The organism is Rhodococcus sp. PAE-6 (genome assembly GCF_025290685.1).
Lineage (GTDB): Bacteria > Actinomycetota > Actinomycetes > Mycobacteriales > Mycobacteriaceae > Rhodococcus > Rhodococcus pyridinivorans.
The window spans coordinates 37,334-62,360 of the sequence record NZ_JAOCLZ010000013.1 but is presented as its reverse complement, the minus strand read 5'-3'; the positions used below and the strand labels follow the sequence as shown (position 1 = coordinate 62,360).

The following is a 25,027-nucleotide window of genomic DNA, read 5'->3' as shown; positions in this document are numbered from 1 at the left end:
GAGGGGGGGACAATGGCGAGCGGCGGACGGGGATTCGGAGCGGGGACGGATGTCACCGCCTCACAGTTCACGACGTGTGAGTTGGCGTGGACGGTCGCGAGCGGCGACGCCACCGCGATCCCACGACTTCTGCGCGACCTGCATCCGCTCGTGATCGCCTACTTCCGGGCCCGTGCGAAAGCCGCCGGAGGTACCTTCGCCGACGCCGATCGTCTCGCCCTGGCCGCCTGCCGTGCGATTCTCGCCGAGCTCACCGCGCCGTCCGGAGCCGACCGGCCTTTCCTGCGGTTGGCCTACACGCTGGTCGCCGACGCGGCCGATGCCGAGTTCGCGAGCCCGCGGGCCTTCCCTCTGACCCGACTCCAGCAGGAGATCCTCATCCTGCGCACCATCGTGGGCCTCGACTCGTGGCAGACCGCGGTGGCGCTCGCCGTGGCGCCGGGACGGGTCGGTGTCGAGCAGCACGCGGCGCTGAGTTCCCTGCGCGCGGCCTGAACCGGGTGGACAGAGTCCACATCCACGGGCGCGAGATGACAGCCGCCTCGCCGCTTCGGTCTTCGAGTCCGCTGTCAGCCAGGTGAGCAGAACTTCCTTCTCGCGGGCGGGGTAAGTCCCGGGGAGTGGTGGGAATCTGGTGAGGACATCCGGACAGGTCCACGGCGTGTCGACCCTCACCGGGGGGTGGGCCATTGCGTAGTGATCAACGAGTTACCTACCACAGTGACTCACAGAAAGCAGCTACGCGATGACCCACGATCATCCTGCCCTGCCCTGCCCTGCTCGCTCAGCTCGACGCACTCACCGGCGCCGACAGCGCCAGCGTGTTCGCCGAACTGATCCGCACCGGCCTGCAGGCATGCAGGCGCTGATCGAAGCCGAGGCCACCGACAAACTCGGTGCCGGCCGGTATGAGCGCACCGCCACCCGCACCACGCAGGCGTTGAGTTTGGCCAGGGTTCGTTTTGCCGAGATTCGCAGTACGAACTACCAGCCAGAGATAGGCGGCCGCACCGACGCGCACCACAGGCATCGGATCGGACCAGCTGCCGAACCACATTCGTCGGGCGTACCCGCACCTGCACGCGGGTACTCGCCCGGCCATGGCCACCGATCGCACCCACGCAGATCCGTCGCTGCGACTGTCCGTCGGCCGGGAGCAGGTCGTGATCGACAACCGGTACGAGACAGCCTCGATCGTCAACGACGTCCTGATCGCGGTGTTCTTCACCGTCGGCAGCGTGTTGTTCTTCTTCGACTCCACCCAGACCGCCGGCACCTGGCTGTTCTTGCTCGGCTCGCTCGATTTTCTCGCCCGGCCTGTGATCCGCCTGAGCCGGCGCACTCATCTGCGACGGTTGGGACATCACTCCGGCGCCACCGGCGGTGACTACGACTACTGACCGTCCGAATCTGGGCCCGCGATCCGGCACGAGCCCCCTCGTCGGGCCGTGCAGGATTGCCAGGGGTCGATCCGGGAATGCGACGGTCATGCACATCGATGTCGTTCTCGCCGTGGTCGGCGCGCTCGGCGTGGTCGTGGCAGCGATTTCCTCGACGATGCGCCGACTGCCGTTGTCCGAACCCCTACTCGGTCTGCTTGCCGGGGTACTGCTCGGTCCCCAACTGCTCGATGCGTTGCCGATCGCACCGGTGACGGTCGAACACGGTCTGTTCCACGAGCTCGCCAGGGTTCTCTTGGCCGTGTCCGTGATGGCGGTTGCCTTGCGTTACCCCATCGCCGCGGTGCGTCGCCACCGCCGCGCACTGGCCGTGTTGCTGTTGATCGTCATGCCCGCGATGGCGGCGATCTCGACCGGACTCGGATGGGCGGTGGCCGGATTACCGCTGGCCGCGGCTCTGTTGTTCGGCACCGCGATCTGTCCCACCGATCCGGTGCTGGCCTCGAGTGTGGTCACCGGAGATCTCGCCGAACGGGACCTACCCGCCCGGGACCGACAGCTGCTCTCGCTCGAATCCGGCGCGAACGACGGCCTGGCGCTGCCACTGGTGGTCGCCGCGATCGCGGTCGCCGGTCCACTCAGCGCCGGTGCGGCGATCACCGAATCACTGTGGCAGGTCCTCGGCGCCCTGATCGCCGGCGCACTCCTCGGCGCCGTAGGCGGTGCAGCACTGCGACTGGGTGACAAGCACGGCGCCACCGCACACGGCCCGGCCCTGTTGTTCACCGTTGTGCTGGCACTGGGAATCCTCGGCGTGGCCGGTCTGCTGCAGGTCGACGGGGTGCTCGCCGTATTCGTCGGCGGCCTGGCCTTCAACGCCGTCGGCACCGGCGCCGAACGGACTTCCGAAGTCGAGATCGACGAGGCCGTCAACAGGTTCGCAGTCCTGCCGTTGTTCTTCCTGCTCGGCGCCGCCCTACCGTGGCAGCAGTGGGCCGAGCGGGGCTGGAAGGCGCCCGCCCTGGTGGTCGCTGTCCTGCTTCTGCGGCGGATCCCGGTCGTACTGTTGTTGCGACGGCCACTGCATCTACCGCTGCCCGACGCGATGTATCTCGGCTGGTTCGGGCCGGTGGGGGTATCCGCATTGTTCTATCTGACGATGGAAGCCGAACGTCTCGGCGTCGACGACGCCGTGCTCGGCGCCGGCACGCTCGTGCTGACCGCGAGCACGGTCGCGTTCGGTCTCACCGGCGCGGCGGGACGCAAACTCTACATCCGGGCCGGAGCAGGACAAGGCGATCGCGTGCAACCGGCCCCTGATAGGGACCGGAGGTAGACGGCAATGACGTGGTTACTCAGTGCGCTCGGCGCAGGGGGAACCCCCCGGCACTCATCGCAGGGGCGTTGCGGGACATCTATGCAACGTTGTGGCATAGCAAGCCTTGCAGTTCCTGCACCGCCACGGGGCCTGTACAGAGATGCGCTCCGCCCGGATCTGGTCCTGCTCGATTTGAATCTCCCCAGCCGCGATGGCCGTGAGGTGCTGGCTGACCTCCTCCGCAGCCGAAGAAGACTTGCTACGCAGTTACCGGCTGCACGCCAACGTCTGCATCACCAAACCCGTCGACTTCGATCAGTTCGCCGACGTGATCCGCAAGATCGACAACTCTTTCTTGCATGTGGTGCGGCTACCCGGCCACCCTCCCACACCCAGCACGCTCTGAGTCCGAGCGGCCGGCGCAGAGTTGAGATCACCGCAACGCTCGCCTTCCGGCTCGTCGAACGTGGCGGCGGACGGGCCGAGGCGAACCAGGCCGCTGCCTGGGCTGAGGTCACCGCGATCGCCGCTACGCGCACACCCTTTCTGCCCGCGGCCTCGAGGAGCGTGACCGGTAGCCCTGTCGTGAGAGGGACGGATCATTCCGGGCACGAATTGACCCGGACCGCACCGAGTGATTGCAATCGCATAACCATCAACCCACATCCTCCCTCCTGCCTTGGCACTCCTCCACCGCGTTACTAGGGTGGACCGTAGAAACGAAAGCGCAAGATCCACCGCCGATTTCACGATGCACCATCGATCGCAACAGTTGCTTCGCCGCAACGAACAGCGTATCGGAGGGCGCACCCGCCGGGTAACGCCGATCGGATCGAGCACCCAGTCCCGCACACAGCACACATCGGGTTGGGACGGCGGACCGAGCACCGTGCGCGATGCCGCCGCTTTCGTGGACAGGAGCACACGATGCGAACCAGAAGCCGTCTATCCGGCCTGCTCAGCCTCCTGATACTGATCTGGTTGATCATCGGCGCCGTCGCCGCAGGACAACGCGGATACTACGGTGACGCCTCGACCAACTGCGCCAGCGTCGGCACCATCGCCGTAACCATCGTGGCCGGACCCCTGAACTACATGGGAATCAACCCGACCGTGGACTGCGAGTATCCGCAACCCACCAGCTGAGCAGGATCATGAACTCGCACTTCTTTCTCCCCCGGACCGTGGCCACCGAATGGATCAAGCTGCACCTGGACCGCATGTACGCGCCGACCTCAGCAGACCGGCCCGAGCGCGACACCACGGTCGGCGACACACGGCCGAACACCTCCACCGAACCGCACTGAACTGGCCTCGGACAGCGCGTGGCGCCCATGTCGAGCACCCCTCGAGATCTCGACCCCTCACACTGCCTCGCAGCAGTGATGTCACATCGCCCCGTGCGGCCCATGTAAAGCATGCTGAGGAACATCGATGAATCCCTACTATCCCCTCGCTGTCGCCATCTACCTCCTCGTGGCCGTGTGGCACGGCACCCTCGGCACATTCTGACCACCCACGGGATCGCCCTGGTGCCTGCTTCGGACCGATGAAGAGAGAAACCGATCATGCGTACCCACAACTCACACCCCGCCTGGCGTTCCGGTGACGCCGACCCAACCCCCACCGGGTCCGCAGACCACACCGCACCCGCAGCTGGAGCGGTCGAACCGACCCGCACCGGCCGGATGCTGGTGGCACTGACAGTAGGAGCTGTGGTCACCGTCGCGCTGCTGGTGTTCATCCTGCAGAACACCGAACGCACCGCCATTGCCTTCTTCGGCTGGAATTTCACCCTCCCGCTGGGCGTGGCGCTACTGTTCGCAGCTCTGGCGGGACTGCTGATCGCCGCGGTGATCGGCGGCGCCCGGATCTGGCAGCTGCGCCACGCCTACCGCAAAGCGCAGTGATCCGGCGAACGTCCGAACCGACGCCCGGTCGATCACAACGAAAAGGAGACCCTGTGGAACCCCCTGCACGACATCGCCTACACACCCACCGCATCTCGGCCGCGCGTCGCCGCGCCTGGTCGCTCCTCGTTCTCGCGTTGACGGCGCCCCTGCTCGTCGCATGTGGGGCAGGGCAGATCACCCAAACCGATACCCAGCAGGCCGCCATCAACGGCACCAACGCCGAACTCGGCGACCTGCTGCTGCGCAATGTGTACTTCGAGGCCGAACCCACCGATCCAGCCGTCCCCCGATACGGACAGGTCACACTCTCCTTCACCGTCATCAACCAGTCCTCCACCCCCGACCGGCTCGTCTCGATCGACTCCCCCGCCGGAGAGTTGACACTCGATGCCTCCGATCAGGCACGCGAACTTCTGCCCGGCAGTTCCCTGGCCGCCGGAGAACCCATCGAACAACTCCGACCGACCACGGCACCGGATCGTCCCCTGACGGTGCGCGGCCGATTCCCCGCCGAAGCGATCCGCCCCGGCCTGACCCACCCGGTGACCTTCACCTTCGAACGAGCCGGCACGGTCACCTTCGAGGTGCCCTTCGACGCCTGGACCCCGAACGAACCGCTGCCCACCGAGCGGCCGCTCCCGCCCCAGCCGGCGAGCCCTTGATATCTCGACGTCTCTGCACGACAGGAATTCTCAACCATTCTCACACCGATGCGGTCCTGCCCTTCGCGGTGTACGCCCTCGATGACCCGGTCCGTGTGGTCATCGACGTCGCCCCCTGATTCAGGAACGCACCCAGGAATCCCGGCACAGCGACAACTGCCTCGACCCACCGGCACGACCCACCCCGGCATCGGCCGAGCGGAGTTCTCAGCCCGAGCACCGACCATCGGGTTCGTAGGCGAACATGAACATGCACATCCGGGCCACGCCCGTTGTCGGCGGGCGGCCCAGGAAGCCCGCACCCGGGCCGTAGTCGACGGGGACGCCGCGCCGAAGTCCACACGGTTTGTGACAGTCACCGCGAAGGGCCGGCGGCTGGACACTGCCTCGCTCGAACGCGCCAGGATGCTCGTCGTCCTGAAAGGTTACGTCACCAACCTTCCTGTCTCCCTGATGGATCCGAGCGAGATCATCGGCAAGTATCACGAGTTGTGGCATGTCGAACAGTCGTTCCGGATGTCGAAGACGGATCTGCGGGCCCGGCCGATCTTCCACCGCACCCGCGATGCGATCGAGGCGCACCTGACGGTGGTGTTCGCGGCATTGGCGGTCTCCCGGGTGGTGCAGGAACGCAGCGGTCTCGCGATCGTCAAGGTCGTCAAACTGCTGCGTCCGCTGCGGTCGGCGACCATCGCGATCAACGGCACCTGACACATCTTCCCACCGCAGGTCGACGCCGACCTACAAGGACTGCTCGACCGGATTTCGGGGTCCTCACTCACGCACTAACGAAAGGAGCCAACCCGGACGGCGGAGGACGGTCGAATGGTTTGCCGCTGTGGGACATCGCCGATACCGGTGCGGCGGTGGAACTGCCGTCTCTGAGCCCATCCGTCGAGGATCGGTTCAGCGGTGCCGCGGCACTGTCGAAGACCGGATCACTCGCTGCAGCAGGAACATCCGGCGGGTCCGTGCACCTGTGGATCTGGCGGACCCTGCAGCGCCGCAGCTCGCCGGGACAACCGAGGGCGTCGTCACGGTGTCGTCGGAGTGGTCGAGTTCGCTCCCGACCGACCCGTCGTGGCGGTAACGGCGACGGGGGACGCGAAAGTCGCGATCGTCGGCGCCTCCGATCTCGCTGCTCCGCGTGTCGTCGGCACCTTCGAAGCCGACAACTATCCGTACATGCTGTCGTGGCATCCCACTGCCGACATCGTGGCTGTAGCGAGTGCCGGCGGTCTCGTCGGACTGTGGGATCTTTCCGATCCCACCGACCCGACTCGGATCTCCGAGTCGTCCGGATTCGAGAGTCAGGCGCAGACGGTCGCGTTCGGTGGCGACGGAACGATCCTGGCCGCGGCGAGCACCGACCGCAGTGTGCGCCTGTGGGATGTCGCGGACCCTGCCGTCCCACGCGAACTGGCGTGGATCACCGGGCGGGCGGACGCGGTGTACTCGCTGCACTTCTCCCCCGGCGGGGATCGTCTCACGGCCGGCGTCGGCGACGGGGCGGCGTGGATCTGGGACGTCACCCGACCGGACTCCCACACCACCCACGCGGTGCTCACCGCCTGCGAAAGCCGGGTCTGCGACGCCACCTTCGCGCACGACGGAGCGGTGCTCGTCGGAGGTGGTCCCGACCGTTCCGTGCGACTGTGGCAACTCGACCCCGAGCCCGTCGCGGCGACACTGTGTTCCACCGTCGGCACTCCGGTGACCGAGGACGAATGGGAACGGCGCCTGCCGGGTGTTCCCTTCCGGCCGCCGTGCGGCGACACGGCGTGAATCGGAATGGCCGGAAGATGTTCCGACCGAGACAGATTCATCCGATTGCAGGATACGCACAGGCCTCGCGGTGTGGGAACGTCCTGGTGGGGGATTCAACGCATCGATCATCGGAGGAAGCATGTCTCGTATTCGCAGGTCGGGTCTGCGCGCGGTTCTGACGGCGGTCACGGTGGCGGCGGTCGCATTCGGTGCGCCCGTTGCCGCTTCGGCCGCTCCCACCGGCAGCGCCGGCAGCAACGACCTGCCCGGCAGCGTGTCCGAACTGCCCGGCAGCGTGGTGGATCTGGGTGGACGGGCGATCGATCTGGGCAGTGCGATTCTGGGCAACGGATCATCGCTGCCGACGACCCAGCAGTGCAACCAGTCGCGGCAGTCGGGAGGGGAAGGTGTCACCGGCACCTACCACGAGTTGGGTCGAGTGGTCCCACGTCGTTCCTGCTCGAATGGGAGACCTACGACGTTCCTGACCGGATCCAGGTGTTTTACGGGGGTTCCCAGATCTACGACACCGGCCGTATCGGTGACAGCATCAACGAAGGCACCGGATCGGCAGTGGTGAATGTGCCGGCAGGTAGCGCATCCTCGATTCTCGTCCGAGTGACCGGGGATCCCGGGACGGACTGGGACTACCTGGTCAACTGCCCGATCCCCTGACGGTCAGATCCGTAGGGCGGTGAACGGCGCGACCGGGATGTTGCGCACGACGAACCACATCGCCGTCAGGATCAGCACGAGGTGCGGGGGCCACCGGTATCGCGTCCACCGCGGCATCGGTGTGCCCCGCGCCCTGCTCCACGTCCACAGACCGAAGGACACGGTGAGCACGGCCAGCGCGACGAGACCGAGGGCGTTGTAGTGCAATGCTGCCGGCACGTCGAGATGGACGAGCGAATACAACATCCGCGACGAACCGCAGCCGGGACACAGGATTCCGAACAGTGAGTAGGTGGGGCACGGCGGAATGACCCCGCCCGGCGTGGTCGGGTCGGCCCACGCCACCGCGGCGCACACCGCGACCGCACCCACGGCGATCGCCATGGGGGCTGCGAGCGCGCGCCTCGTCCTCATCGCACCGTGCGCTCCTCGAGCCGGGCGCGTACCCCGGGCCACTCGTCGTCGGTGAGGGAGAACAGCGCGGTGGTCCGCCAGCTGCCGTCGCGGCGCCTGCGGTGCTTGCGGAGCAGGCCCTCCTCGGTGGCGCCGAGCCGGCGCAGGGCGTCGCGCGAACGGGTGTTGCGTTCGTCGGCGTGCCAGGTCACGCGCACGGCCCCGAGGTCGTCGAAGGCGCGCTGCAGCAGAAGCAGTTTCGACTCGCTGTTCACGTGGGTCCGCTGCACCCGGGTCGACAGCCAGGTGTAGCCGATCACCAGTGTGCGGTGGGCCGGTTCGAGGAGGTAGTAGGACGTCGACCCCAGCACCTCGCCGGTCGCCCTGTCGACGATTGCGTAGGGCAGCCGGGACGGATCGGCCACGGCCTCGCGCACGAACGTGCGCGCGTCGTCGAGGTCGCGGATCACAAGGTGTGCCCAGACGAAGATCGTGTCGGGATCGTCGGCGGCCTTCAGCAGACCTTCGACGTGCGCGTCGGCGAGGGGCTCGAGTCGGATACGAGGGCCCTCGAGGACGGGATGTTCCATCCAGTTGTCGTTCATTGCGCTCTCCCGGTCGTCGTCGGACGGCGAGCGTAGCCCGTCCGTTCCGTCTGCTGCCACGGAGTTCTGGGCGGGACGCGCAGGAAGACGAAGAACAGCACGACCAGCAGGACCGCGCGTCCCCACACTCCGATGTGGACGAGCGTGAGCGGCAGGGCCATGTCCGTTTCGCCGGCGGTCGCGGCGAACCACCGGAAGATGCCGATGCCGATGGCGAGATCGGCGAGCAGATAGGCGGCGACGAGACCCCATGGCACGCGCAGCAGAATCAACATCGGCAGCAGCCACAGCGTGTACTGCGGTGAGTGCACTTTGTGGAAGAGCATGAACCCGCACAGCATCGCGGCCCCGGTACCGAGCCACGGATAGACGCCGTCGCGGAGGTATCGGCGCCATCCGAGCCACAGGGCGAGCGCGAACGACAGCGCGATCAGCGTCGGCGACAACTGGGCCACCAGCTCGTTGTACTGGGGGGTGTTCTCGTATTCCTGGTAGCCGCCCATCAGCGGCCGCAGACCCCAGTACCAGATGGAGTTGCTGGTCCCGTCCGCTTCCCGGTTCTGCTGGAAGGCGAACGACGCCCGCCAGCCCTCGTAGCCGAGGATCGCGAAGGGCAGGTTGATCGCGGCGACCGTCGCTGCCGCCGTGCCCGCGACGGCGAGGGCGCCGGGGACGTCCCGCTTCCGATCGGGTGAGCTCCCGCCGGTGAGAACATAGGCCATGAGCGGCAGAACGAAGATGCCCGGATAGAGCTTGAGACAGAAGCCCACGCCCAGCAGCACTGCCGCGACCACTCCGCGAGTCCGCAGCGACCAGCGTTCGATCGTCAGCACCGCGACGGCGGTGACAGTGACCGCCACGACCGGCAGGTCCCAGTTGAGGAAGGCGTAGAGCACGAGCGGCGGCGTGAGCGACCACAACAGCGCGGCCCATCCGGCCATCCGGGCGAGCAACCACGCGGTGACCAGCCCGAAGGGGGCGAGCAACAACGCCGACTGCAGGAGGAACTCCGCATCGGTGTGGGCACCGATGGCCCCGATCCACATGAGCACCCCGCTGAGCACGGGGTACTCGACGGTGCCCCCGGTCAACGCTCCCGACGAGGTGATGCCCCCGTCGACGAAGGGGAAGACGTGGAGGTTGATGCCGCGGCCGATCCACAACTGCTGGATGTCGGAATAGCAGACGTCGGCGTCCTTGATGTCCTCGAACCGCAGCGTGCGGCCCTCCGCGTCGAAGGTGGGGCCGGCGCACCGGGCCTTGTTCAGGTAGCCGAACCACATCATCACCGCGCACGTCAGGACGGCGACGAGCGAGACGGTCCCGGAGCTCGTGCGCATGTTCTCACCCTAGGACAAATCCCCCGCCCCCGACGGTCGGCGATTTCGCTGGTCGCCGGGCCGTCGTGTACCCTTCATGGGTTGCTGACGCAACGACCCTCCTGTCACGGAACGTCCGTGACCGTTCACAGTCCATAGGAGGTGATGAGGTCTTATGCGTCATTACGAATTGATGATCATCCTGGACCCCAGCCTGGACGAGCGCACTGTCGCTCCCTCGCTGGAGACGTTCCTCAACGTCATTCGCCAGGAAGGCGGCAAGGTCGACAAGGTCGACGTGTGGGGTAAGCGCCGTCTCGCCTACGAGATCGCCAAGAACAGCGAAGGCATCTACGCGGTGATCGACATCAGCGCGACGCCTGCTGCCGTTGCAGAGCTGGATCGCCAGCTCGGCCTGAACGAGTCGGTGCTCCGCACCAAGGTTCTGCGCCACGGCAAGTGAGCCTGTCGGCGCCGGGCCGTAGGCTCTGGCGCATCAGGACTCCCCACACTGCAGGAGGAACCACATGGCAGGCGACACCGTCATCACCGTGGTCGGCAATCTGACCGCCGACCCCGAACTGCGTTTCACCCCCGCGGGTGCTGCGGTTGCGAACTTCACCGTTGCATCCACGCCCCGCGTGTTCGACCGTCAGTCCAACGAATGGAAGGACGGCGAGGCTCTGTTCCTGCGCTGCAACATCTGGCGTGAGGCAGCGGAGAACGTGGCCGAGAGCTTGACTCGCGGCTCGCGTGTGATCGTGCAGGGCCGGCTCAAGCAGCGCAGCTACGAGACGCGTGAAGGCGAGAAGCGCACTGTCGTGGAGCTCGAGGTCGACGAGATCGGCCCCTCGCTCCGTTACGCCACGGCCAAGGTCACCAAGGCCGGTCGCGGTGGCGGTGGCGGAGGCTTCGGTGGTTCCTCCGGTGGATCGGGCGGTGGCCGTCCCGCTCAGAACACGAACGTCGGCGGAGACGACCCGTGGGGCGACGCCCCGCAGTCGGGTTCCTTCGGTGGTTCCGGGGACGACGAGCCTCCGTTCTGATCCGACCTCGATCGGAACATCCAAAATTACGGAGAACGACCATGCCTAAGTCGCCCGCGCGCGAGAAGGTTTTGAAGAAGAAGGTCTGCACCTTCTGCAAGGAAAAGAACGTGCAGATCGATTACAAGGACACGACGCTGCTGCGCAAGTACGTCAGCGATCGCGGCAAGATCCGCGCTCGCCGCGTCACCGGCAACTGCGTGCAGCACCAGCGCGACGTCGCTGTTGCTGTCAAGAACTCTCGTGAGGTGGCTCTGCTCCCTTACGTCTCGACGACTCGCTGAGGAAAGGGAGGGACACGATGAAGCTCATCCTTACTGCTGACGTGGACAACCTCGGTGCGCCTGGCGACACCGTTGAGGTCAAGGACGGCTACGGCCGCAACTACCTGCTGCCCCGCGGCCTGGCGATCGTCGCCACCCGTGGTGCCCAGAAGCAGGTCGAGGGCATCCGCCGTGCCCAGGAGGCTCGCGCCGTGCGCGGCCTCGAGCACGCTCAGGAGCTCAAGGCCGCCATCGAGGGCCTCGAGGACGTTTCGCTGAGCGTCAAGACCTCGAGCGACTCGGGCAAGCTGTTCGGCTCGGTCACCGCTGCCGATGTCGCCGGTGCTCTCAAGGCTGCCGGTGGCCCGGTTGTCGACAAGCGCATCATCGAGCTGCCCAAGGCCCACATCAAGGCGACCGGCAAGCACCAGATCGTCGTGAAGCTGCACCCGGATGTCACCGCGAAGTTCACGCTGAACGTCGTGGCTGCCTGATTCCGGCCCCTCGAGGAGCCCCGCGCCTGGTCGGCGTGGGGCTCCTCGTCGTCTGTGCACAGCCTGTGGATAAACCGGGGGGTAAACCACACCGTTGTGACTCCTCGGAATGTCGTTCGGGGAACGAATGGGTGAACACGCCCGGCCCTTCCGACACGCCGAAATTCTTCTTCTCCACACGTGTGAACAGACATTTTTCTGCTCCTACCTGCAGTTATGAGAGATGTGAGATGTGTTGTCCCCAGGTTGTGCACATCCGGTACACAAGGCTGTCCTCCTCTTTCCACAATTCATCCCCAACTGTGTGCACAACCCGAGTTGTGGAGGGTCATCCGGATCCCTAACGTCGGGCGCACGACTCCACACACAGGATGTCGGTAGGGGCGAGTAGAACCGGACACGAAACCCCGGGTACCGACACCGGGAGTGCGTGCAGGTATCCGCCGGAGCACAGCGCGCCGGACGGGGACATGTGGAGGAAGGCAGGCACTGCAGTGGCCGTCGTTGACGATCGTGGAAATCCCGAATATTCGGGACCTCCCGAGGAACCGAGTGGAGACTTCGGTCGACAGCCCCCTCAGGATCTCGTGGCCGAGCAGTCCGTGCTCGGTGGCATGCTGCTGAGCAAGGACGCCATCGCCGACGTCCTCGAAGTGCTGAGACCCGGCGACTTCTACCGTCCGGCCCACCAGGCCGTGTACGACGCGATCCTCGATCTCTACAGCCGTGGCGAACCCGCCGACCCGGTCACCGTGTCGGCCGAGCTCGACCGGCGCGGCGAACTCAAGCGTCTCGGCGGAGCCGCCTATCTCGTCACGCTCACCCAGACCGTCCCCACCGCGGCCAATGCCGGCTACTACGCCGAGATCGTCGCCGAGAAGGCCGTCCTGCGTCGTCTCGTCGAGGCGGGCACGCGGATCGTCCAGTACGGCTACGCCGGCGCCGACGGCCAGGACGTCGCCGAGATCGTCGACCGCGCGCAGGCGGAGGTCTTCGAGGTCGCCGAACGACGCACCACCGAAGACTTCGTGCCGCTCGAAGAACTCCTGCAGCCCACGATGGACGAGATCGACTCCATCGCCAGCCGTGGCGGTATCTCCCTCGGCGTGCCCACCGGCTTCGCCGAACTCGACGAGCTCACCAACGGGCTGCACGCCGGCCAGATGATCATCGTCGCCGCGCGTCCCGGTGTGGGTAAGGCCCTCGCGCTCGACACTCCCCTGCCCACCCCCACCGGCTGGACCACGATGGGCGAGGTCGGTGTGGGCGACGAACTCCTCGGCGCCGACGGCCGCCCCACCCGCGTCCTCGCCGCCACCGAGGTCATGCACGGCCGGCCGTGCTTCGACGTCGTGTTCTCCGACGGCACCGTGATCGTCGCCGACGAGCAGCACCAGTGGCGCACCGGCGACGGCGCGATCCGCACCACGGGCGAACTCGCCGCCACCGCCGACGCCGGGCACACCGTCGCGAACACCGAGGCACTGTCGTTCCCGGCAACCGAGCTGCCCGTCTCCCCCTTCACGCTCGGTGCGTGGCTCGGCGGCCCGTCGTCCGATCCCGAACTGCACATGCGTATCGACGGCGAAGGTGGTTTCACGAGCGCCCTCGTCGCGCTCGGCGCCCACATCCCCGCCGAATACCAGCGGGCATCCGAACCGCAGCGTCGCGAACTCCTCGCGGGTCTGCTCGACGCCGGTGGAGAGATCGACGACGACGGCACCATCCGGTTCGTCGGCTCGTCCGAGCGTCTGGTGCAGGGCGTCGCCGAACTCCTGTCGGGCCTCGGTTACGCGCCGGTGCTCGACGGCACCGATATCTCCTTCGCCACCGCCGACGACGTCTTCGTCCTGCCCAGCAAGGCCGTGCGGCACAAGGAATGCCGCGCCACCGTGCCGCGCGAGCGCCGCATCGTCGCCGTCCGCCCGGTTTCCTCGGTCCCGGTGCGGTGCGTCGAGGTCGACGGCGACCACATGTACCTCGCGGGTCGCGCGATGGTGCCCACACACAACTCCACGCTGAGCATGGACTTCATGCGGTCGTGCTCTATCAAGCACGGCATGGCGTCGGTCATCTTCTCGCTCGAGATGGGCAAGACCGAGATCGTCATGCGCCTGCTGTCCGCGGAGGCGAAGATCAAACTCGGCGACATGCGATCCGGACGCATGACCGACGACGACTGGACGCGTCTCGCCCGCCGCATGAGCGAGATCAGCGAAGCGCCGTTGTTCATCGACGACTCACCGAACCTCACGATGATGGAGATCCGCGCAAAAGCGCGGCGGCTCAAGCAGAAACACGACATCCGTCTCATCGTCATCGACTACCTGCAGCTCATGTCGTCCGGCAAGAAGGTCGAGTCGCGTCAGCAGGAGGTCTCCGAGTTCTCGCGTAGCCTCAAGCTTCTCGCGAAGGAACTCGAGGTTCCGGTCGTCGCGGTGTGTCAGCTCAACCGTGGTCCCGAGCAGCGCACCGACAAGCGGCCGCAGGTCTCCGACCTCCGTGAGTCGGGCTGCCTGCCGGCGTCCACACGCATCATGCGCGCCGACACCGGTGCCGAAGTCACGCTCGGCGAGTTGCTCGAGTCGGGCGAACAGCCCCTCGTGTGGTCGCTCGATGAACGCATGCGGATGGTCGTCCGGCCGATGGTGAAGGTCTTCCCCAGCGGCCGTAAGGAAGTCTTCCGGTTGGAGCTGGCCTCGGGACGTCGTGTCGAAGCCACCGCGAACCATCCCTTCCTCACCATCGACGGCTGGATGCCGTTGGGCGAGTTGGTCGCCGGTGAGCGTGTCGCAGTGCCGCGTGCGGTGCCCGCACCCCTCGACGTGATACCCGCATCCGACGACGAGGTGGCCGCTCTCGCGGACACTGCCGTGGCCGGCCGACTGATCCCCACCCGCGCGTTCTCACTCCCCAAGGAGCAGGTCGCCGAGCTCGTCTGCCACATCTGGGAAGACAGCGGTGAGGTCGCATGGGACGCAGGCGCTGCCCGCGCCGTCGTCCGCTACCGGTCGGTGGAGCGTCGTCTGGCCGACGACCTCGCGCGCCTGCTCCTGCGCATCGGTGTGTTCGCGCGGATCACCGATACCGGCGAGGGCTGGGACCTCACGGTCACCGGGGCGGAGAACCAGGCGGTCTTCCTCCACGACGTGGGCAAGCACGGAACCGCGGCGCAGTGGGTCCTGGCGCAGCTCGGACCGAAGCTCGTCAAGCACAGCCCCGACACCGTCACCCCCGAGATCGAAGCCGAGCTCGGCGAATTGCTCGCCGTCGAACAGCTCGCTCCGATCGGACCGGTCGCGTCCGCCACCCCGCGCACCACCGAGGGTGCACGCTCGCGCCTCGCCCGGGTCGCCGATGTCCTCGACACGGCCGACATCGACATGGTCGCCACCAACAATGTGTTCTGGGACGAGATCGTCTCCGTCACGAGTCTCGGCGAGCAGGACGTCTACGACGGAACGGTGCCCGGCACACACAATTTCGTCGCCGACGGCATCGCGGTGCACAACAGCCTCGAGCAGGACGCCGACATGGTCATCCTGTTGCACCGCCCCGACGCCTTCGAGCGCGACGACCCGCGTGGTGGCGAGGCCGACCTCATCGTCGGCAAGCACCGTAACGGCCCGACCGCGACCATCACCGTTGCCCACCAGCTGCACCTGTCGCGGTTCGTGGACATGGCGCGAGGCTGATACGAGTCGTCGCCCCGCCCGGCGGCGAGGCGACAGATCTCGTTCCGGTTCCGTGATATTCGTAGCGAAAGGCGGTCAGCAGCAGGAGGTTACGCCGGTTTTCGGCGTGGAGTTGTCGTCCTGCTGCTCGTCCGGGGCACCGGTCGTGCAGCATGTTCCGCCGCTGGCTTCCTGCGTGCCGTCGAGATGCTGCGGGCTCGACCCGAAGGTGGCCGAATCCGCCAGGACGGTGTACACCTCCCACTTCTCCCCTGCCGGACCCGTCACCCACGCCTTGTCTTGCGTGGCGTAGCAACAGGTCGTGCCCATCTCCTCGTCGGCGAACAGGCCCGCCTCGGTCAATCGGGCGATCTCGGTGTGCACCTTCTCGGACGAGTCGACCTCGACCCCGAGATGGTTGATCGTGCCGCCCTTGCCCGGGTTCTCGAACAGCACCAGCTTCAACGGCGGATCGGCGATCGCGAAGTTGGCGTAGCCCGGTTCGAGCTTGGCCGGTTCGGTGCCGAACAGTGTCGAGTAGAAGGCGACCGCTTCGGGCAGGTCGTCGACGTCGAGGGCGAACTGGATGCGTGACATGACTGCCTCCACCTGTGTGACATATATCGAATTACCGCCCACAGGATGCTCCTGTATTTCGACATATGTCAAGAAGGTGGTTAGGCTCGAATCATGCCGAAAGCGCTGCCCGTGATCGATGTCCGCGCCCCGATCTGCTGCGCGCCGGTATCGGCTGCGCCGATGCGCGACGACGCCGCCCTCGAGGTCGCGTTGCGGTTGAAGGCCCTGGCCGATCCGGTGCGCATCAAACTCGTGTCGATCCTGCTCACCGCCGACGAAGGTGCGGTGTGCACGTGCGATCTTGCCGCCGGTGTGGATCTGGCTGAATCCACGGTGAGTCATCACCTCGGACAACTGCGCAAGGCGGGCATGGTCGAATCCGAGCGACGCGGGATGAACGTCTATCACCGTGCCCGCGCCGAGTCCCTCGAGGCGCTCAGGGTCGTCCTGGATCCGAACTGCTGCCGCTGACGGTCGCACACATATCCTCGAGATGGAGAAGCGGCGAGGAAGGTAGTGATGACGTTCATCAAGATGTGCGGACTGCAGGACGAGGCGACCGTCGATCTCGCCGTCGAACTGGGCGTCGACGCGGTCGGTTTCGTCCTCGTGAAGAGCCCTCGTCGCATCTCCCCGGATCGGGCCGCGACGCTCCGCACCCGCGTGCCGGCGGGAACACTCGCCGTCGGCGTCTATGTGAATGCGTCCCTCGACGAGATCGTCACGACGGCCCGAGCCGCGAATCTCGATCACGTCCAGGTGCACGACCTGCGGTCGGCCGACGACGTGCGCGTGCTGCACGACGCGGGATTCACGGTGATCCGCGCGATCAACACCGGAGGAGCCGAGGCGCTGTCCGAGGACTTCGGCGCCGACCTGTTGCTCGTCGACGGTGCCGTCGCCGGTGCCGGGAAGACGTGGGACTGGCAGGACCGCAGTGCCCTGCCGTCCGGCCGGTGGGTCCTCGCGGGCGGGCTGAACCCCGACAATGTCGAGAGGGCGCTTGCCACGTCCGGGGCGTGGGGTGTCGACGTCTCCAGCGGCATCGAGGCCGAACGCGGCGTCAAGGATCCGGGTCTCATGCGGGCGTTCGCGCAGGCGGTCCGGAGAAACGCCCCTGAGTGACCCATCCGGGGGGGGGGGGGGGGATCCGGCGGCGTCAGTGCGCGGCGTCGGCCTTCTTCCGCCGCGGGATCAGGTGCATGATCAGCACGACGATCGCACCCACGATCAGGCCCACCAGAGCGGATGTCACGGTCCCCGCGGTCCACGACAGCACGCCGCCGAATCCGCCGTGCACGAGCTCGCCGAACCAGTGCTCGAGGTCGTGCAGACGATCGGCAGGCCAATGGAATCCGGCCTCGCCGACATTGACGAGCAGGATGTGCCCACCGACCCACAGCATGGCGGCGATCCCGACCACGGTGAGAACGGTCATCAGCTTCGGCATCGCCTTCACGAGACCGCGACCGACGCGCTGAGCGAAAGTGGACTTCCGTTTCGCGAGCGCCAGGCCGACGTCGTCCATCTTCACGATCAGGGCGACCACGCCGTACACCAGGACGGTGATGAGGACGGCGACGACGATGAGGACGAGCAGGCGAGTCAGGAAGGGTTCGTCCTCGACCGAGGCCAGCGAGATCACCATGATCTCGGCGGACAGGATCAGGTCGGTGCGGATCGCGCCGCCGATCATGGCCTTCTCGAACTCGGGGCCCTTCTCCGCTGCGGTGGCCTCTTCTTCGTGGTGGCCGCCGGTGAGCGCTTCGTAGACCTTCTCGGCGCCCTCGTAGCAGAGGAACAGACCGCCGGCGATGAGCAGATACGGCAGGGCCTGCGGGAGGAACTGACTCAGGATCATCGCGACCGGCAGGATGATCAGAAGCTTGTTGCGGATCGACCCGATCGCGATCTTGCGGATGATCGGCAGTTCGCGATCGGGGGTGAACCCGTGCACGTAGCGGGGGGTGACGGCCGTGTCGTCGACGACCACGCCCGCTGCCTTGACGCTCGCCCTGCCGGCTGCGGCGCCGATGTCGTCTATGGATGCCGCGGCTGCCTTCGCAAGTACCGCGACGTCGTCCAGAAGGGCGACGAGACCACCAGCCACGGGAACCTCCCACAGTTCGGCTGCACCGAGCCGATCGACCGACACGCGATTACGAGTCGTCTCAGAACGCTACCGGACCTGCGATGACGTGCAACGCGGTGTCCGGAGCAGGTCGGGGACGACGTGCGTCCACACCGAGTGCCCTACATGGGCGCCCAGCGTGACAGACCTGTGGGTACCCGGTGGATGCGGTTACCGAACTCGATCATGTCGGCGATGTCAGTTCGGCGATCAATGCCTCGACCTTCGCCCGGATCTCGTCACGGATCGGACGCACGGCGTCGAGCCCTCGTCCGGCCGGGTCGTCGAGCACCCAGTCCCGGTAGGACGTACCGGGGAATACCGGGCAGGTGTCGCCGCACCCCATCGTGATCACGACGTCGGAGGTCTGCACGGCGTCGGCGGTGAGGATCTTCGGGTTCTCGCCGGAGATGTCGATTCCGACCTCGGCCATCGCCGCGACCGCAGCAGGGTTCACCTCCTCGGCGGGTGCGGACCCGGCGGAACGGACTGTGATGCGATCCCCTGCGAGGCGACTCAGGAACCCGGCGGCCATCTGGGACCGGCCGGCATTGTGCACGCACACGAACAACACGGACGGAACGGCGGTCACGACGCACCTCCGGCACGGGCGACGAAACGTGTGCGCAGGGCCAGAGCGACGTACACGAGTGCGACGAGGACGGGCACTTCGATGAGGGGGCCGACGACTCCCGCCAGTGCCTGCCCGGACGCGACCCCGAACGTGCCGATCGCGACGGCGATGGCGAGTTCGAAGTTGTTGCCCGCGGCGGTGAAGGCGAGTGTGGTGGTGCGTTCGTAGCCGAGTCCTACTGCAGCGCCGAAGAGATACCCGCTCCCCCACATGATCGCGAAGTACGCCAGCAGGGGCAGCGCGATGCGTACGACGTCGAGTGGTCGCGAGGTGATCTGTTCACCCTGCAGCGCGAACAGGACCACGATGGTGAACAGCAGTCCGTACAGCGCCCACGGTCCGATGCGCGGCAGGAAGGTCTGCTCGTACCAGCTGCGGCCCTTCGCCTTCTCGCCGAATCGACGAGTGAGGAAACCGGCGACGAGCGGGATCCCGAGGAAGATCAGCACGGACTTCGCGATCTCCCACGGGGAGACGTCGAGACCGGTCTGCTCGAGGCCGAGCCATCCGGGCAGCACCGACAGGTAGAACCAGCCGAGAGCGGCGAACATGATCACCTGGAAGACCGAGTTGATCGCGACCAGCACGGCTGCGGCTTCCCGGTCGCCGCACGCGAGGTCGTTCCAGATGATCACCATCGCGATGCAGCGCGCGAGGCCGACGATGATCAGACCGGTGCGGTATTCGGGCAGATCCGGCAACATCAGCCACGCGAGCGCGAACATCAGTGCGGGACCGACGATCCAGTTGAGGATCAGCGACGAGATCAACAGGGTGCGGTCGCCGGTGACCGTGTCGAGACGGTCGTAGCGCACCTTCGCCAGCACCGGGTACATCATGATCAGCAAGCCGAGGGCGATCGGCAGCGAGATCCCGTCGATCTCGATGAAACCCAGGGCTTCTCCGAGTCCGGGAATCATGCGGCCGAGCAGCAGGCCGACGACGATGGCGGTGCCGATCCACACGGGAAGGAAGCGGTCGAGTGTCGACATCCTGCCCATCACGGGAGTGTCCACCGCAGTTCGCTCACTCATGCGGGTACCTCGGTCGGCTCGATCCCGAGTACATCGGAGAGTTGCCTTAGTGCAGCCGGAACCACCCAGTAGTACACCCAGGTGCCGCGACGCTCGCACTCGAGCAGGGCTGCCTCGCGCAGAACTCTGAGGTGGTGCGAGATCGTCGGTTGGGACAGATCGAACGATCCCGAGATGTCGCATACGCACGCCTCACCGCCGGCATGGCTCGCGACGAGCGACAGCAACCGCAGACGCACCGGATCGCCGAGGGCCTTGAACATCCGGGCGAGGTCGACGGCGCGATCGCCCGTCAGGGGTTGGCGCACGAGCGGAGAGCAGCAGGCGTCGTCACCCGCGAGATCTTGATTCGACACACGTCTATATTGACAGATGTCGAATCTACGGACGGATCCGGATGGTGAAGCTGCCCGGATCGGACACGGAACAATGGCGGCATGGCCAACTCGCCGTCCGGTGACTCGATGCTCGACCGCGTCGTCCGCATCCTCGAGTCGTTCGACGACACCCAACCCCGCCTGACGGTCGGGAGTCTCGCCCGCAGGTCCGGCATCCCGCAGGCCACGACCTACCGGCTCGTCGGCGAGCTGGTGCAACACGGTCTGCTCACCCGGGACGACGACGGCCGGGTACGGCTCGGTCTGCGCCTGTGGGAACTCGTCGCGCGCAGTGCACCCGCGCGCGATCTGCGGGAGTCGGCGCTGCCCTTTCTGCAGGACGTGCAGTCGGTGGTGCACCAGCACACCCAGCTCGCGGTCCTGCAGGACGACGAGGTCCTCGTCCTCGAACGGCTGTCGGCGTCCGATTCGGTGGTCAACCAGGCCTCGGTCGCCCGTCGGCTCCCCGTCCACGACACGTCGCTGGGCATGTCGATGCTCGCGTTCTCACCTGCGGAGGTGCAGGAAACCTATAGGCGACGACATCCCGAGGTGGAGAAGCGTTTCGCTGCGACGACGAGAGATTTCCGTCGCGCGCTCGCGGAGGTCCGCCGGCGGGGTTATGCGCGCTTCGACGGTGTGCTCGACGAGGGCACCACAGGCATCGCGGTGCCCGTCCTCGCGCGGTCGGGTCATGCCCTGGCGGCGCTCGGCGTGGTGGTGCCCACCGGTGCGTCCCGGCGACAGGCCGTCGTGCCCGTCCTCATGGCCGCTGCCCGCGGCATCGCGCGCGGAGTCGGCGAGCGTCCCCCGGACTGACCCGATCGTTTTCTCATTGAACGAGAAGTCAGCGTATGCGGTGGGAGAGGCGCACGACACTCGACGGGACGCGAATCGGATACGCGCAGCAAAGGACGAACACATGAATGCAACCCGCACGGTCGTCACCACCGAAGTCGGCATCGTCGGCGGCGGCCCGGCAGGTCTCATGCTCTCCCACCTCCTCGCGAAGGCGGGGATCGACAACATCGTCGTCGAAAAACGTGATCACGAGACCATCCGGACCACCCACCGTGCGGGGATCCTCGAGCACGGCTCGGTGTCGCTGCTCACCGAGAGCGGAGTCGACACCCGTGTCCTGAACGAAGGGCACCGCCACGACGGCATCGATCTGCGCTTCGGAGGCGAGAGCCACCGCATCGATTTCCGGGACCTCGTGGGTGAGTCGGTGTGGTTGTATCCGCAGAACGAGGTCTTCGTCGATCTGGCCGCCTCGCGCGAACGCGACGGTGGCGATGTGCGCTACAGCGTCTGCGACACAGAGGTTCTCGACATCACCACCGACACACCGAAAATCCGGTTCGCCGAATCCGACGGCAGGCCGGTCGAGATCCGGTGCCGCATCCTCGTCGGAGCCGACGGATCACAGAGCATCTGCCGCAAGGCGATTCCGGGCGACGTCCGCACCGACCACTTCATCGAGTACCCCTTCGCATGGTTCGGGATCCTCACCGAAGCTCCACCGAGTGCACCCGAATTGATCTATGCGCGTTCCGATCACGGATTCGCCCTCATCAGTCAACGCAACGAGTCGGTGCAGCGGATGTACTTCCAGTGCGATCCGGCCGAGGACGCGTCGACGTGGAGCGAGGATCGGATCTGGGACGAGCTTCAGAGGCGTGTCGACGGCCCCGACGGTTTCGAACTGAAGCGCGGCCCCATCTTCGAACAGATGGTCCTGCCGTTCCGCTCGTACGTGTGCGAACCGATGCGGCACGGAAACCTCTTCCTGGCAGGCGATGCCGGCCATACCGTTCCGCCGACCGGAGCCAAGGGACTCAACCTCGCCCTGGCCGACGTCCGGGTGCTCTTCCGCGCGCTCGACTCGTTCTTCTCCACCGGCTCGTCCGACCTGCTCGACGCCTACAGCGACACGGCGCTGCAGCGCGTGTGGAAGGCGCAGAACTTCTCGTACTGGATGACCTCGATGCTTCACACCCGTGAGGACGCAACGCCGTTCGAGAACAAACGGGCACTGGGCGAACTCGCCGCGGTCGTCGGCTCCCGGTACGGACAGCAGTATCTCGCGGAGGCGTACACGGGCCGGCCCGACCGCTGATCGTCAGAGCGTGCGGGCCAGGAGTTCGTCGAGCCGATCGAGAACCCGCCTGTTGAGGAGGGTGCGGTTGCCCATCTCGCAATGCCCACCCGCACCCTCGGCGTCGGTAAACGGGATGAGGGTCACCTTGTCGCCCAATCGATCGCCGAACGTTCCTGCACCGCGCGCGAGGGCATCGCTCTCGGCGGCGGTCACCACGACCGGGCACGAGATACGCTCCCCGACCTCGTCGAGCGTGTACGCGTTCATCTCCGCGAACAGTTCCCGGATGTCCGAGACTCCGTTGACCCAGAATCCCCGGGCGACGATCTTCCAGCGTAGTGACGGATCCGACTGCACCGCAGCCATGATCGTGTCGGCGTCCTGTGCGCTCATCGAGAGAGGATCGTCGAGGACCTCGGGGGAGAGGCCGAATGCTGCCCCGAGGGCCCGGGTGCCGGCCGCGACGCTCCACTGACCGGGATCGGCGACCACCGCGGCCAGACGATGCTCACCGGATGCTGCGCGCGGCGCGAGATACCCACCGAGACTCCATCCGCTCAGGACGATGCGTTCGGGGTCGACGATGGGGGAGGCCGTCGCATGATCGATCACCGCGCGCACGACCACTTCCCAGTCCGGACGCATCGGCATCTTCTGCTTGTAGAGCATCTCGCCCTGGCCCGGTCCGTCGAACAGGAGACAGTGGTAGCCGCGTCGCAGCGCTGCCACGGCCGATGCGAAGTACATGTCGGTGATCGTGGCGTCGTATCCGTTGGTGAAGACGATGAGCGGCCGCACGCTGTTCTCGTGGCCGGGTGCGGGAATCAGGTAGCCCGGAAGCGTGGTGTCCTCGAATGGAATCCTGGCAGCCTTGACGGGTGTGTCCCCGATCGCCAGCCCGGCATCGAAGGCCGCGACCTGCTTGTCGAAGGCGGCGATCAGACGTGGGTCGACGGGAGATCCGTACAGCGGGTGGTAGGCGGTCGCGTAGTAGGCGCTCGCCCGCAGGAACAGTTCGCGTGCCGAGTCGTCGTGCCCGGCGGTCGCGCAGGACTCCGCTTCGGCGACGAGACGGTCCCCGGTCTCGACCCATGCCCGACAGAAGTCCCCGTCGTCACCGTCGCCCACCTGCCGGGCCACTGCGGCGATCTCGCCGAAGTCGGCGCCGCCGTAGGGGATGTAGGCCAGCGGCCAGGTTCCGAACTCGTCGTGCAGATGATCGTGGAACAGCAGACCCATGTCGGTGCTCCTTCGAGCCGAGGTTCGCGAATCGGGGTTCTCCCTGCACGGTGACGGCACGATGACGTCACCGCTACCGGAATCAGCGGATTTCACCCTCGGTTTCGTCGAACAGGAGACCGAGCACCGTGTGCACGGCCGGATTGGGATCGTTCCGCCGCCATGCGGCGCGGAGATCGACGTCGGGTGTCGGCTCGTCGACCGGGACGAAGGCGACGTGTGGGTCGTCGACGTTCGCGGCGACGGACGCCGATGTGAGGTGGCGCTGCAATCGCAGAGGACCAGGCCCCGGAGCGGTGGCAGGGCCGCTGTGGTTGCTCTGTCAGACGGCTACTCTGTCAGACGGCTACTCTGTCAGACGGTTACGAGGGTCTCCGGTGCCTTCTTCGCCAACCGCCCGGCGAGAGCCGCACACACCAGGAGCTGCATCTGGTGGAACAGCATGAGCGGCAGCACGATCAGGCCGATGGGCTGGCCGGGGAACAGCACGATCGCCATGGGCAGACCGGTGGCGAGGGACTTCGTGGAGCCGCAGAAGAGGATCGCGACACGGTCCTGATATTCGAAACCGAGTCCGCGCGACGAGTACCAGGTGAGCGCGAGCACGATCGCGAGCAGCACCGCGCACACACCGATGAGGGCGAGCAGGCGGCCGACCGAGATCATCGACCAGATACCCTCGTTCATGCCGCGGCTGAACGCCACGTACACGACCAGCATGATCGATCCGCGGTCGACGAGTTTGAGCGGCTTGCCGTGGGCCTTCACCCAGCCGCCGATCCAGCGCCGCAGGAGCTGACCTGCGACGAACGGCACGAGCAACATCAGCACGATGTCGAGCACGGCCGACCCGCTGAAGGTGACGCCCTGGGTGGACATCGTCAGCGCGACCAGCAGTGGAGTCGCGAAGATTCCGATGAGACTCGAGGCGCTGGCCGAGACGATCGAGCCGGGGATGTTGCCGCGCGCCACCGAGACGAGCGCGATGGCGGACTGCACCGTGGACGGCAGCAGGCACAGGTACAGGACGCCGAGATAGAGCGGGTCGCTCAGGATCGACGGCACGAGCACCTTGGCGGCCAGACCGAGCAGCGGGAAGACGACGAAGGTCGTGGCGAGGATCGTCAGGTGCAGACGCCAGTGCTCGAGACCCTCGATGGTCTCCTCCGTGGACAAGCGCGCGCCGTACAGGAAGAACAGCAGCCCGATGGCGATCTTGGCGGCCCAGTTCACGCCGTCGAGTACGACCCCGTCGGCGGGCAGCAGAGCAGCGACGGCGACGGTGGCGAGGATGGCGAGCAGGAACGGGTCGAGCCGTCCGAGCACGGGGATCTTGGAGAGCACGAATCGACGGTACGGCAGCCGGATGTCATTACAGAAGACGGTCGCCACGTTTTCTGTAA

Annotated in this window: 28 protein-coding genes and 3 pseudogenes; 20 read left to right on the top strand and 11 right to left on the bottom strand. The window is 66.5% G+C overall.

What is annotated here, in order from left to right:
- Nucleotides 1–12 precede the first annotated feature (12 nt).
- The 11 genes and pseudogenes from NVV99_RS21630 to NVV99_RS21580 all read left to right on the top strand — a co-directional run bounded on the left by NVV99_RS21630 (nucleotide 13) and on the right by NVV99_RS21580 (nucleotide 7,078).
- On the top strand, nucleotides 13–495 hold the full coding sequence (locus tag NVV99_RS21630; RefSeq protein WP_024102475.1) for a hypothetical protein: 483 nt from the start codon (nucleotides 13–15) through the stop codon (nucleotides 493–495).
- Nucleotides 496–745: 250 nt separating this feature from the next.
- Nucleotides 746–934 (top strand): annotated as a pseudogene (locus tag NVV99_RS21625) (IS256 family transposase); the annotation flags it as partial.
- A 166-nt stretch (nucleotides 935–1,100) separates the two neighbouring features.
- Nucleotides 1,101–1,400, top strand: coding sequence for a YrhK family protein (locus tag NVV99_RS21620; RefSeq protein WP_019290542.1), 300 nt, complete (start codon nucleotides 1,101–1,103; stop codon nucleotides 1,398–1,400).
- Between the two features lie 88 nt (nucleotides 1,401–1,488).
- The gene (locus tag NVV99_RS21615; protein ID WP_260783010.1) at nucleotides 1,489–2,736 is read left to right on the top strand and encodes a cation:proton antiporter; all 1,248 of its coding nucleotides are present in this window, start codon (nucleotides 1,489–1,491) and stop codon (nucleotides 2,734–2,736) included.
- A gap of 100 nt (nucleotides 2,737–2,836) precedes the next feature.
- Nucleotides 2,837–3,124: pseudogene (locus NVV99_RS21610) on the top strand (response regulator); the annotation flags it as partial.
- Between the two features lie 521 nt (nucleotides 3,125–3,645).
- Nucleotides 3,646–3,864: a hypothetical protein gene (locus tag NVV99_RS21605; RefSeq protein WP_006550812.1), complete on the top strand. Its 219-nt coding sequence runs from the start codon at nucleotides 3,646–3,648 to the stop codon at nucleotides 3,862–3,864.
- 8 nt (nucleotides 3,865–3,872) lie between these two features.
- A complete protein-coding gene (locus NVV99_RS21600; RefSeq protein WP_019290544.1) occupies nucleotides 3,873–4,025 on the top strand; it encodes a hypothetical protein in 153 nt (50 codons plus the stop codon).
- A gap of 261 nt (nucleotides 4,026–4,286) precedes the next feature.
- Complete coding sequence (locus tag NVV99_RS21595; protein WP_242411666.1) at nucleotides 4,287–4,628, top strand: lipopolysaccharide assembly protein LapA domain-containing protein; 342 nt, start codon at nucleotides 4,287–4,289, stop codon at nucleotides 4,626–4,628.
- Between the two features lie 53 nt (nucleotides 4,629–4,681).
- On the top strand, nucleotides 4,682–5,293 hold the full coding sequence (locus NVV99_RS21590; RefSeq protein ID WP_024102470.1) for a hypothetical protein: 612 nt from the start codon (nucleotides 4,682–4,684) through the stop codon (nucleotides 5,291–5,293).
- 282 nt (nucleotides 5,294–5,575) lie between these two features.
- Nucleotides 5,576–5,998 (top strand): annotated as a pseudogene (locus NVV99_RS21585) (transposase); the annotation flags it as partial.
- A 345-nt stretch (nucleotides 5,999–6,343) separates the two neighbouring features.
- A complete protein-coding gene (locus tag NVV99_RS21580) occupies nucleotides 6,344–7,078 on the top strand; it encodes a WD40 repeat domain-containing protein (RefSeq protein WP_024102468.1) in 735 nt (244 codons plus the stop codon).
- Nucleotides 7,079–7,738: 660 nt separating this feature from the next.
- Here the strand turns inward: NVV99_RS21580 and NVV99_RS21575 are convergent.
- Genes NVV99_RS21575 through NVV99_RS21565 form a run of 3 tightly spaced genes read right to left on the bottom strand, consistent with a single transcriptional unit; the run spans nucleotide 7,739 to nucleotide 10,073 of the window.
- Nucleotides 7,739–8,119 (bottom strand): DUF2752 domain-containing protein, encoded by a 381-nt coding sequence (locus NVV99_RS21575; RefSeq protein ID WP_006550806.1) that lies wholly within the window; start codon nucleotides 8,117–8,119, stop codon nucleotides 7,739–7,741.
- A 26-nt stretch (nucleotides 8,120–8,145) separates the two neighbouring features.
- Complete coding sequence (locus NVV99_RS21570; protein WP_024102465.1) at nucleotides 8,146–8,733, bottom strand: GNAT family N-acetyltransferase; 588 nt, start codon at nucleotides 8,731–8,733, stop codon at nucleotides 8,146–8,148.
- On the bottom strand, nucleotides 8,730–10,073 hold the full coding sequence (locus tag NVV99_RS21565; protein WP_024102464.1) for a glycosyltransferase 87 family protein: 1,344 nt from the start codon (nucleotides 10,071–10,073) through the stop codon (nucleotides 8,730–8,732). Before NVV99_RS21565 ends, NVV99_RS21570 begins: the two co-directional genes overlap by 4 nt.
- Before the next feature lie 154 nt (nucleotides 10,074–10,227).
- Here NVV99_RS21565 and rpsF point away from each other — a divergent pair, with 154 nt between their 5' ends.
- The 5 genes from rpsF (at nucleotide 10,228) to dnaB (ending at nucleotide 15,550) form a co-directional block, all read left to right on the top strand.
- A complete protein-coding gene (gene rpsF / locus NVV99_RS21560) occupies nucleotides 10,228–10,515 on the top strand; it encodes a 30S ribosomal protein S6 (RefSeq protein WP_006550802.1) in 288 nt (95 codons plus the stop codon).
- 64 nt (nucleotides 10,516–10,579) lie between these two features.
- Entirely contained in the window at nucleotides 10,580–11,098 is a 519-nt protein-coding gene (locus NVV99_RS21555) for a single-stranded DNA-binding protein (RefSeq protein ID WP_006550801.1), read from the top strand.
- A 41-nt stretch (nucleotides 11,099–11,139) separates the two neighbouring features.
- A complete protein-coding gene (gene rpsR, locus NVV99_RS21550; protein ID WP_006550800.1) occupies nucleotides 11,140–11,382 on the top strand; it encodes a 30S ribosomal protein S18 in 243 nt (80 codons plus the stop codon).
- 17 nt (nucleotides 11,383–11,399) lie between these two features.
- Nucleotides 11,400–11,855 (top strand): 50S ribosomal protein L9, encoded by a 456-nt coding sequence (gene rplI, locus NVV99_RS21545; protein WP_006550799.1) that lies wholly within the window; start codon nucleotides 11,400–11,402, stop codon nucleotides 11,853–11,855.
- Nucleotides 11,856–12,325: 470 nt separating this feature from the next.
- Nucleotides 12,326–15,550: a replicative DNA helicase gene (dnaB, locus tag NVV99_RS21540; protein ID WP_080678510.1), complete on the top strand. Its 3,225-nt coding sequence runs from the start codon at nucleotides 12,326–12,328 to the stop codon at nucleotides 15,548–15,550.
- Nucleotides 15,551–15,625: 75 nt separating this feature from the next.
- Here dnaB and NVV99_RS21535 read toward each other — a convergent pair whose 3' ends face one another.
- Nucleotides 15,626–16,126, bottom strand: coding sequence for an ArsI/CadI family heavy metal resistance metalloenzyme (locus NVV99_RS21535; RefSeq protein WP_006550796.1), 501 nt, complete (start codon nucleotides 16,124–16,126; stop codon nucleotides 15,626–15,628).
- 93 nt (nucleotides 16,127–16,219) lie between these two features.
- Between NVV99_RS21535 and NVV99_RS21530 the strand changes: the two genes are divergently transcribed.
- Both NVV99_RS21530 and NVV99_RS21525 read left to right on the top strand, forming a co-directional pair.
- Nucleotides 16,220–16,579 (top strand): Rv2640c family ArsR-like transcriptional regulator, encoded by a 360-nt coding sequence (locus NVV99_RS21530; protein WP_006550795.1) that lies wholly within the window; start codon nucleotides 16,220–16,222, stop codon nucleotides 16,577–16,579.
- Nucleotides 16,580–16,627: 48 nt separating this feature from the next.
- Nucleotides 16,628–17,233: a phosphoribosylanthranilate isomerase gene (locus NVV99_RS21525; RefSeq protein WP_024102462.1), complete on the top strand. Its 606-nt coding sequence runs from the start codon at nucleotides 16,628–16,630 to the stop codon at nucleotides 17,231–17,233.
- Between the two features lie 34 nt (nucleotides 17,234–17,267).
- On the opposite strand, the gene NVV99_RS21520 is transcribed toward NVV99_RS21525, so the two are convergent.
- The 4 genes from NVV99_RS21520 to NVV99_RS21505 all read right to left on the bottom strand — a co-directional run bounded on the left by NVV99_RS21520 (nucleotide 17,268) and on the right by NVV99_RS21505 (nucleotide 20,263).
- Nucleotides 17,268–18,218 (bottom strand): DUF808 domain-containing protein, encoded by a 951-nt coding sequence (locus tag NVV99_RS21520; protein ID WP_024102461.1) that lies wholly within the window; start codon nucleotides 18,216–18,218, stop codon nucleotides 17,268–17,270.
- Nucleotides 18,219–18,423: 205 nt separating this feature from the next.
- The gene (locus NVV99_RS21515; protein ID WP_024102460.1) at nucleotides 18,424–18,831 is read right to left on the bottom strand and encodes an arsenate reductase ArsC; all 408 of its coding nucleotides are present in this window, start codon (nucleotides 18,829–18,831) and stop codon (nucleotides 18,424–18,426) included.
- Nucleotides 18,828–19,907 (bottom strand): ACR3 family arsenite efflux transporter, encoded by a 1,080-nt coding sequence (gene arsB, locus NVV99_RS21510; protein ID WP_024102459.1) that lies wholly within the window; start codon nucleotides 19,905–19,907, stop codon nucleotides 18,828–18,830. The genes NVV99_RS21515 and arsB overlap by 4 nt, the downstream gene beginning before the upstream one ends.
- On the bottom strand, nucleotides 19,904–20,263 hold the full coding sequence (locus tag NVV99_RS21505; RefSeq protein ID WP_024102458.1) for a helix-turn-helix transcriptional regulator: 360 nt from the start codon (nucleotides 20,261–20,263) through the stop codon (nucleotides 19,904–19,906). Before NVV99_RS21505 ends, arsB begins: the two co-directional genes overlap by 4 nt.
- Before the next feature lie 81 nt (nucleotides 20,264–20,344).
- Here NVV99_RS21505 and NVV99_RS21500 point away from each other — a divergent pair, with 81 nt between their 5' ends.
- A complete protein-coding gene (locus tag NVV99_RS21500) occupies nucleotides 20,345–21,103 on the top strand; it encodes an IclR family transcriptional regulator (protein ID WP_024102457.1) in 759 nt (252 codons plus the stop codon).
- A gap of 103 nt (nucleotides 21,104–21,206) precedes the next feature.
- On the top strand, nucleotides 21,207–22,403 hold the full coding sequence (locus NVV99_RS21495) for a 4-hydroxybenzoate 3-monooxygenase (RefSeq protein ID WP_024102456.1): 1,197 nt from the start codon (nucleotides 21,207–21,209) through the stop codon (nucleotides 22,401–22,403).
- 3 nt (nucleotides 22,404–22,406) lie between these two features.
- Here the strand turns inward: NVV99_RS21495 and NVV99_RS21490 are convergent, their stop codons facing one another.
- The 3 genes from NVV99_RS21490 to NVV99_RS21480 form a co-directional block, all read right to left on the bottom strand.
- On the bottom strand, nucleotides 22,407–23,624 hold the full coding sequence (locus NVV99_RS21490) for an alpha/beta fold hydrolase (protein WP_024102455.1): 1,218 nt from the start codon (nucleotides 23,622–23,624) through the stop codon (nucleotides 22,407–22,409).
- 82 nt (nucleotides 23,625–23,706) lie between these two features.
- On the bottom strand, nucleotides 23,707–23,895 hold the full coding sequence (locus tag NVV99_RS21485) for a hypothetical protein (RefSeq protein WP_024102454.1): 189 nt from the start codon (nucleotides 23,893–23,895) through the stop codon (nucleotides 23,707–23,709).
- 83 nt (nucleotides 23,896–23,978) lie between these two features.
- A complete protein-coding gene (locus NVV99_RS21480; protein WP_024102453.1) occupies nucleotides 23,979–24,968 on the bottom strand; it encodes a bile acid:sodium symporter family protein in 990 nt (329 codons plus the stop codon).
- Nucleotides 24,969–25,027 lie beyond the last annotated feature (59 nt).

Bases quoted from the DNA above. Each gene is read 5' to 3' on its own strand.
- NVV99_RS21630 (WP_024102475.1), top strand. From the start codon at position 13: ATGGCGAGCGGCGGACGGGGATTCGGAGCGGGGACGGATGTCACCGCC.
- NVV99_RS21620 (WP_019290542.1), top strand. From the start codon at position 1,101: ATGGCCACCGATCGCACCCACGCAGATCCGTCGCTGCGACTGTCCGTC.
- NVV99_RS21615 (WP_260783010.1), top strand. From the start codon at position 1,489: ATGCACATCGATGTCGTTCTCGCCGTGGTCGGCGCGCTCGGCGTGGTC.
- NVV99_RS21605 (WP_006550812.1), top strand. From the start codon at position 3,646: ATGCGAACCAGAAGCCGTCTATCCGGCCTGCTCAGCCTCCTGATACTG.
- NVV99_RS21600 (WP_019290544.1), top strand. From the start codon at position 3,873: ATGAACTCGCACTTCTTTCTCCCCCGGACCGTGGCCACCGAATGGATC.
- NVV99_RS21595 (WP_242411666.1), top strand. From the start codon at position 4,287: ATGCGTACCCACAACTCACACCCCGCCTGGCGTTCCGGTGACGCCGAC.
- NVV99_RS21575 (WP_006550806.1), bottom strand. From the start codon at position 8,119: ATGGCGATCGCCGTGGGTGCGGTCGCGGTGTGCGCCGCGGTGGCGTGG.
- NVV99_RS21570 (WP_024102465.1), bottom strand. From the start codon at position 8,733: ATGAACGACAACTGGATGGAACATCCCGTCCTCGAGGGCCCTCGTATC.
- NVV99_RS21565 (WP_024102464.1), bottom strand. From the start codon at position 10,073: ATGCGCACGAGCTCCGGGACCGTCTCGCTCGTCGCCGTCCTGACGTGC.
- rpsF (WP_006550802.1), top strand. From the start codon at position 10,228: ATGCGTCATTACGAATTGATGATCATCCTGGACCCCAGCCTGGACGAG.
- NVV99_RS21555 (WP_006550801.1), top strand. From the start codon at position 10,580: ATGGCAGGCGACACCGTCATCACCGTGGTCGGCAATCTGACCGCCGAC.
- rpsR (WP_006550800.1), top strand. From the start codon at position 11,140: ATGCCTAAGTCGCCCGCGCGCGAGAAGGTTTTGAAGAAGAAGGTCTGC.
- rplI (WP_006550799.1), top strand. From the start codon at position 11,400: ATGAAGCTCATCCTTACTGCTGACGTGGACAACCTCGGTGCGCCTGGC.
- dnaB (WP_080678510.1), top strand. From the start codon at position 12,326: ATGTGGAGGAAGGCAGGCACTGCAGTGGCCGTCGTTGACGATCGTGGA.
- NVV99_RS21535 (WP_006550796.1), bottom strand. From the start codon at position 16,126: ATGTCACGCATCCAGTTCGCCCTCGACGTCGACGACCTGCCCGAAGCG.
- NVV99_RS21530 (WP_006550795.1), top strand. From the start codon at position 16,220: ATGCCGAAAGCGCTGCCCGTGATCGATGTCCGCGCCCCGATCTGCTGC.
- NVV99_RS21525 (WP_024102462.1), top strand. From the start codon at position 16,628: ATGACGTTCATCAAGATGTGCGGACTGCAGGACGAGGCGACCGTCGAT.
- arsB (WP_024102459.1), bottom strand. From the start codon at position 19,907: ATGAGTGAGCGAACTGCGGTGGACACTCCCGTGATGGGCAGGATGTCG.
- NVV99_RS21500 (WP_024102457.1), top strand. From the start codon at position 20,345: ATGGCCAACTCGCCGTCCGGTGACTCGATGCTCGACCGCGTCGTCCGC.
- NVV99_RS21495 (WP_024102456.1), top strand. From the start codon at position 21,207: ATGAATGCAACCCGCACGGTCGTCACCACCGAAGTCGGCATCGTCGGC.
- NVV99_RS21490 (WP_024102455.1), bottom strand. From the start codon at position 23,624: ATGGGTCTGCTGTTCCACGATCATCTGCACGACGAGTTCGGAACCTGG.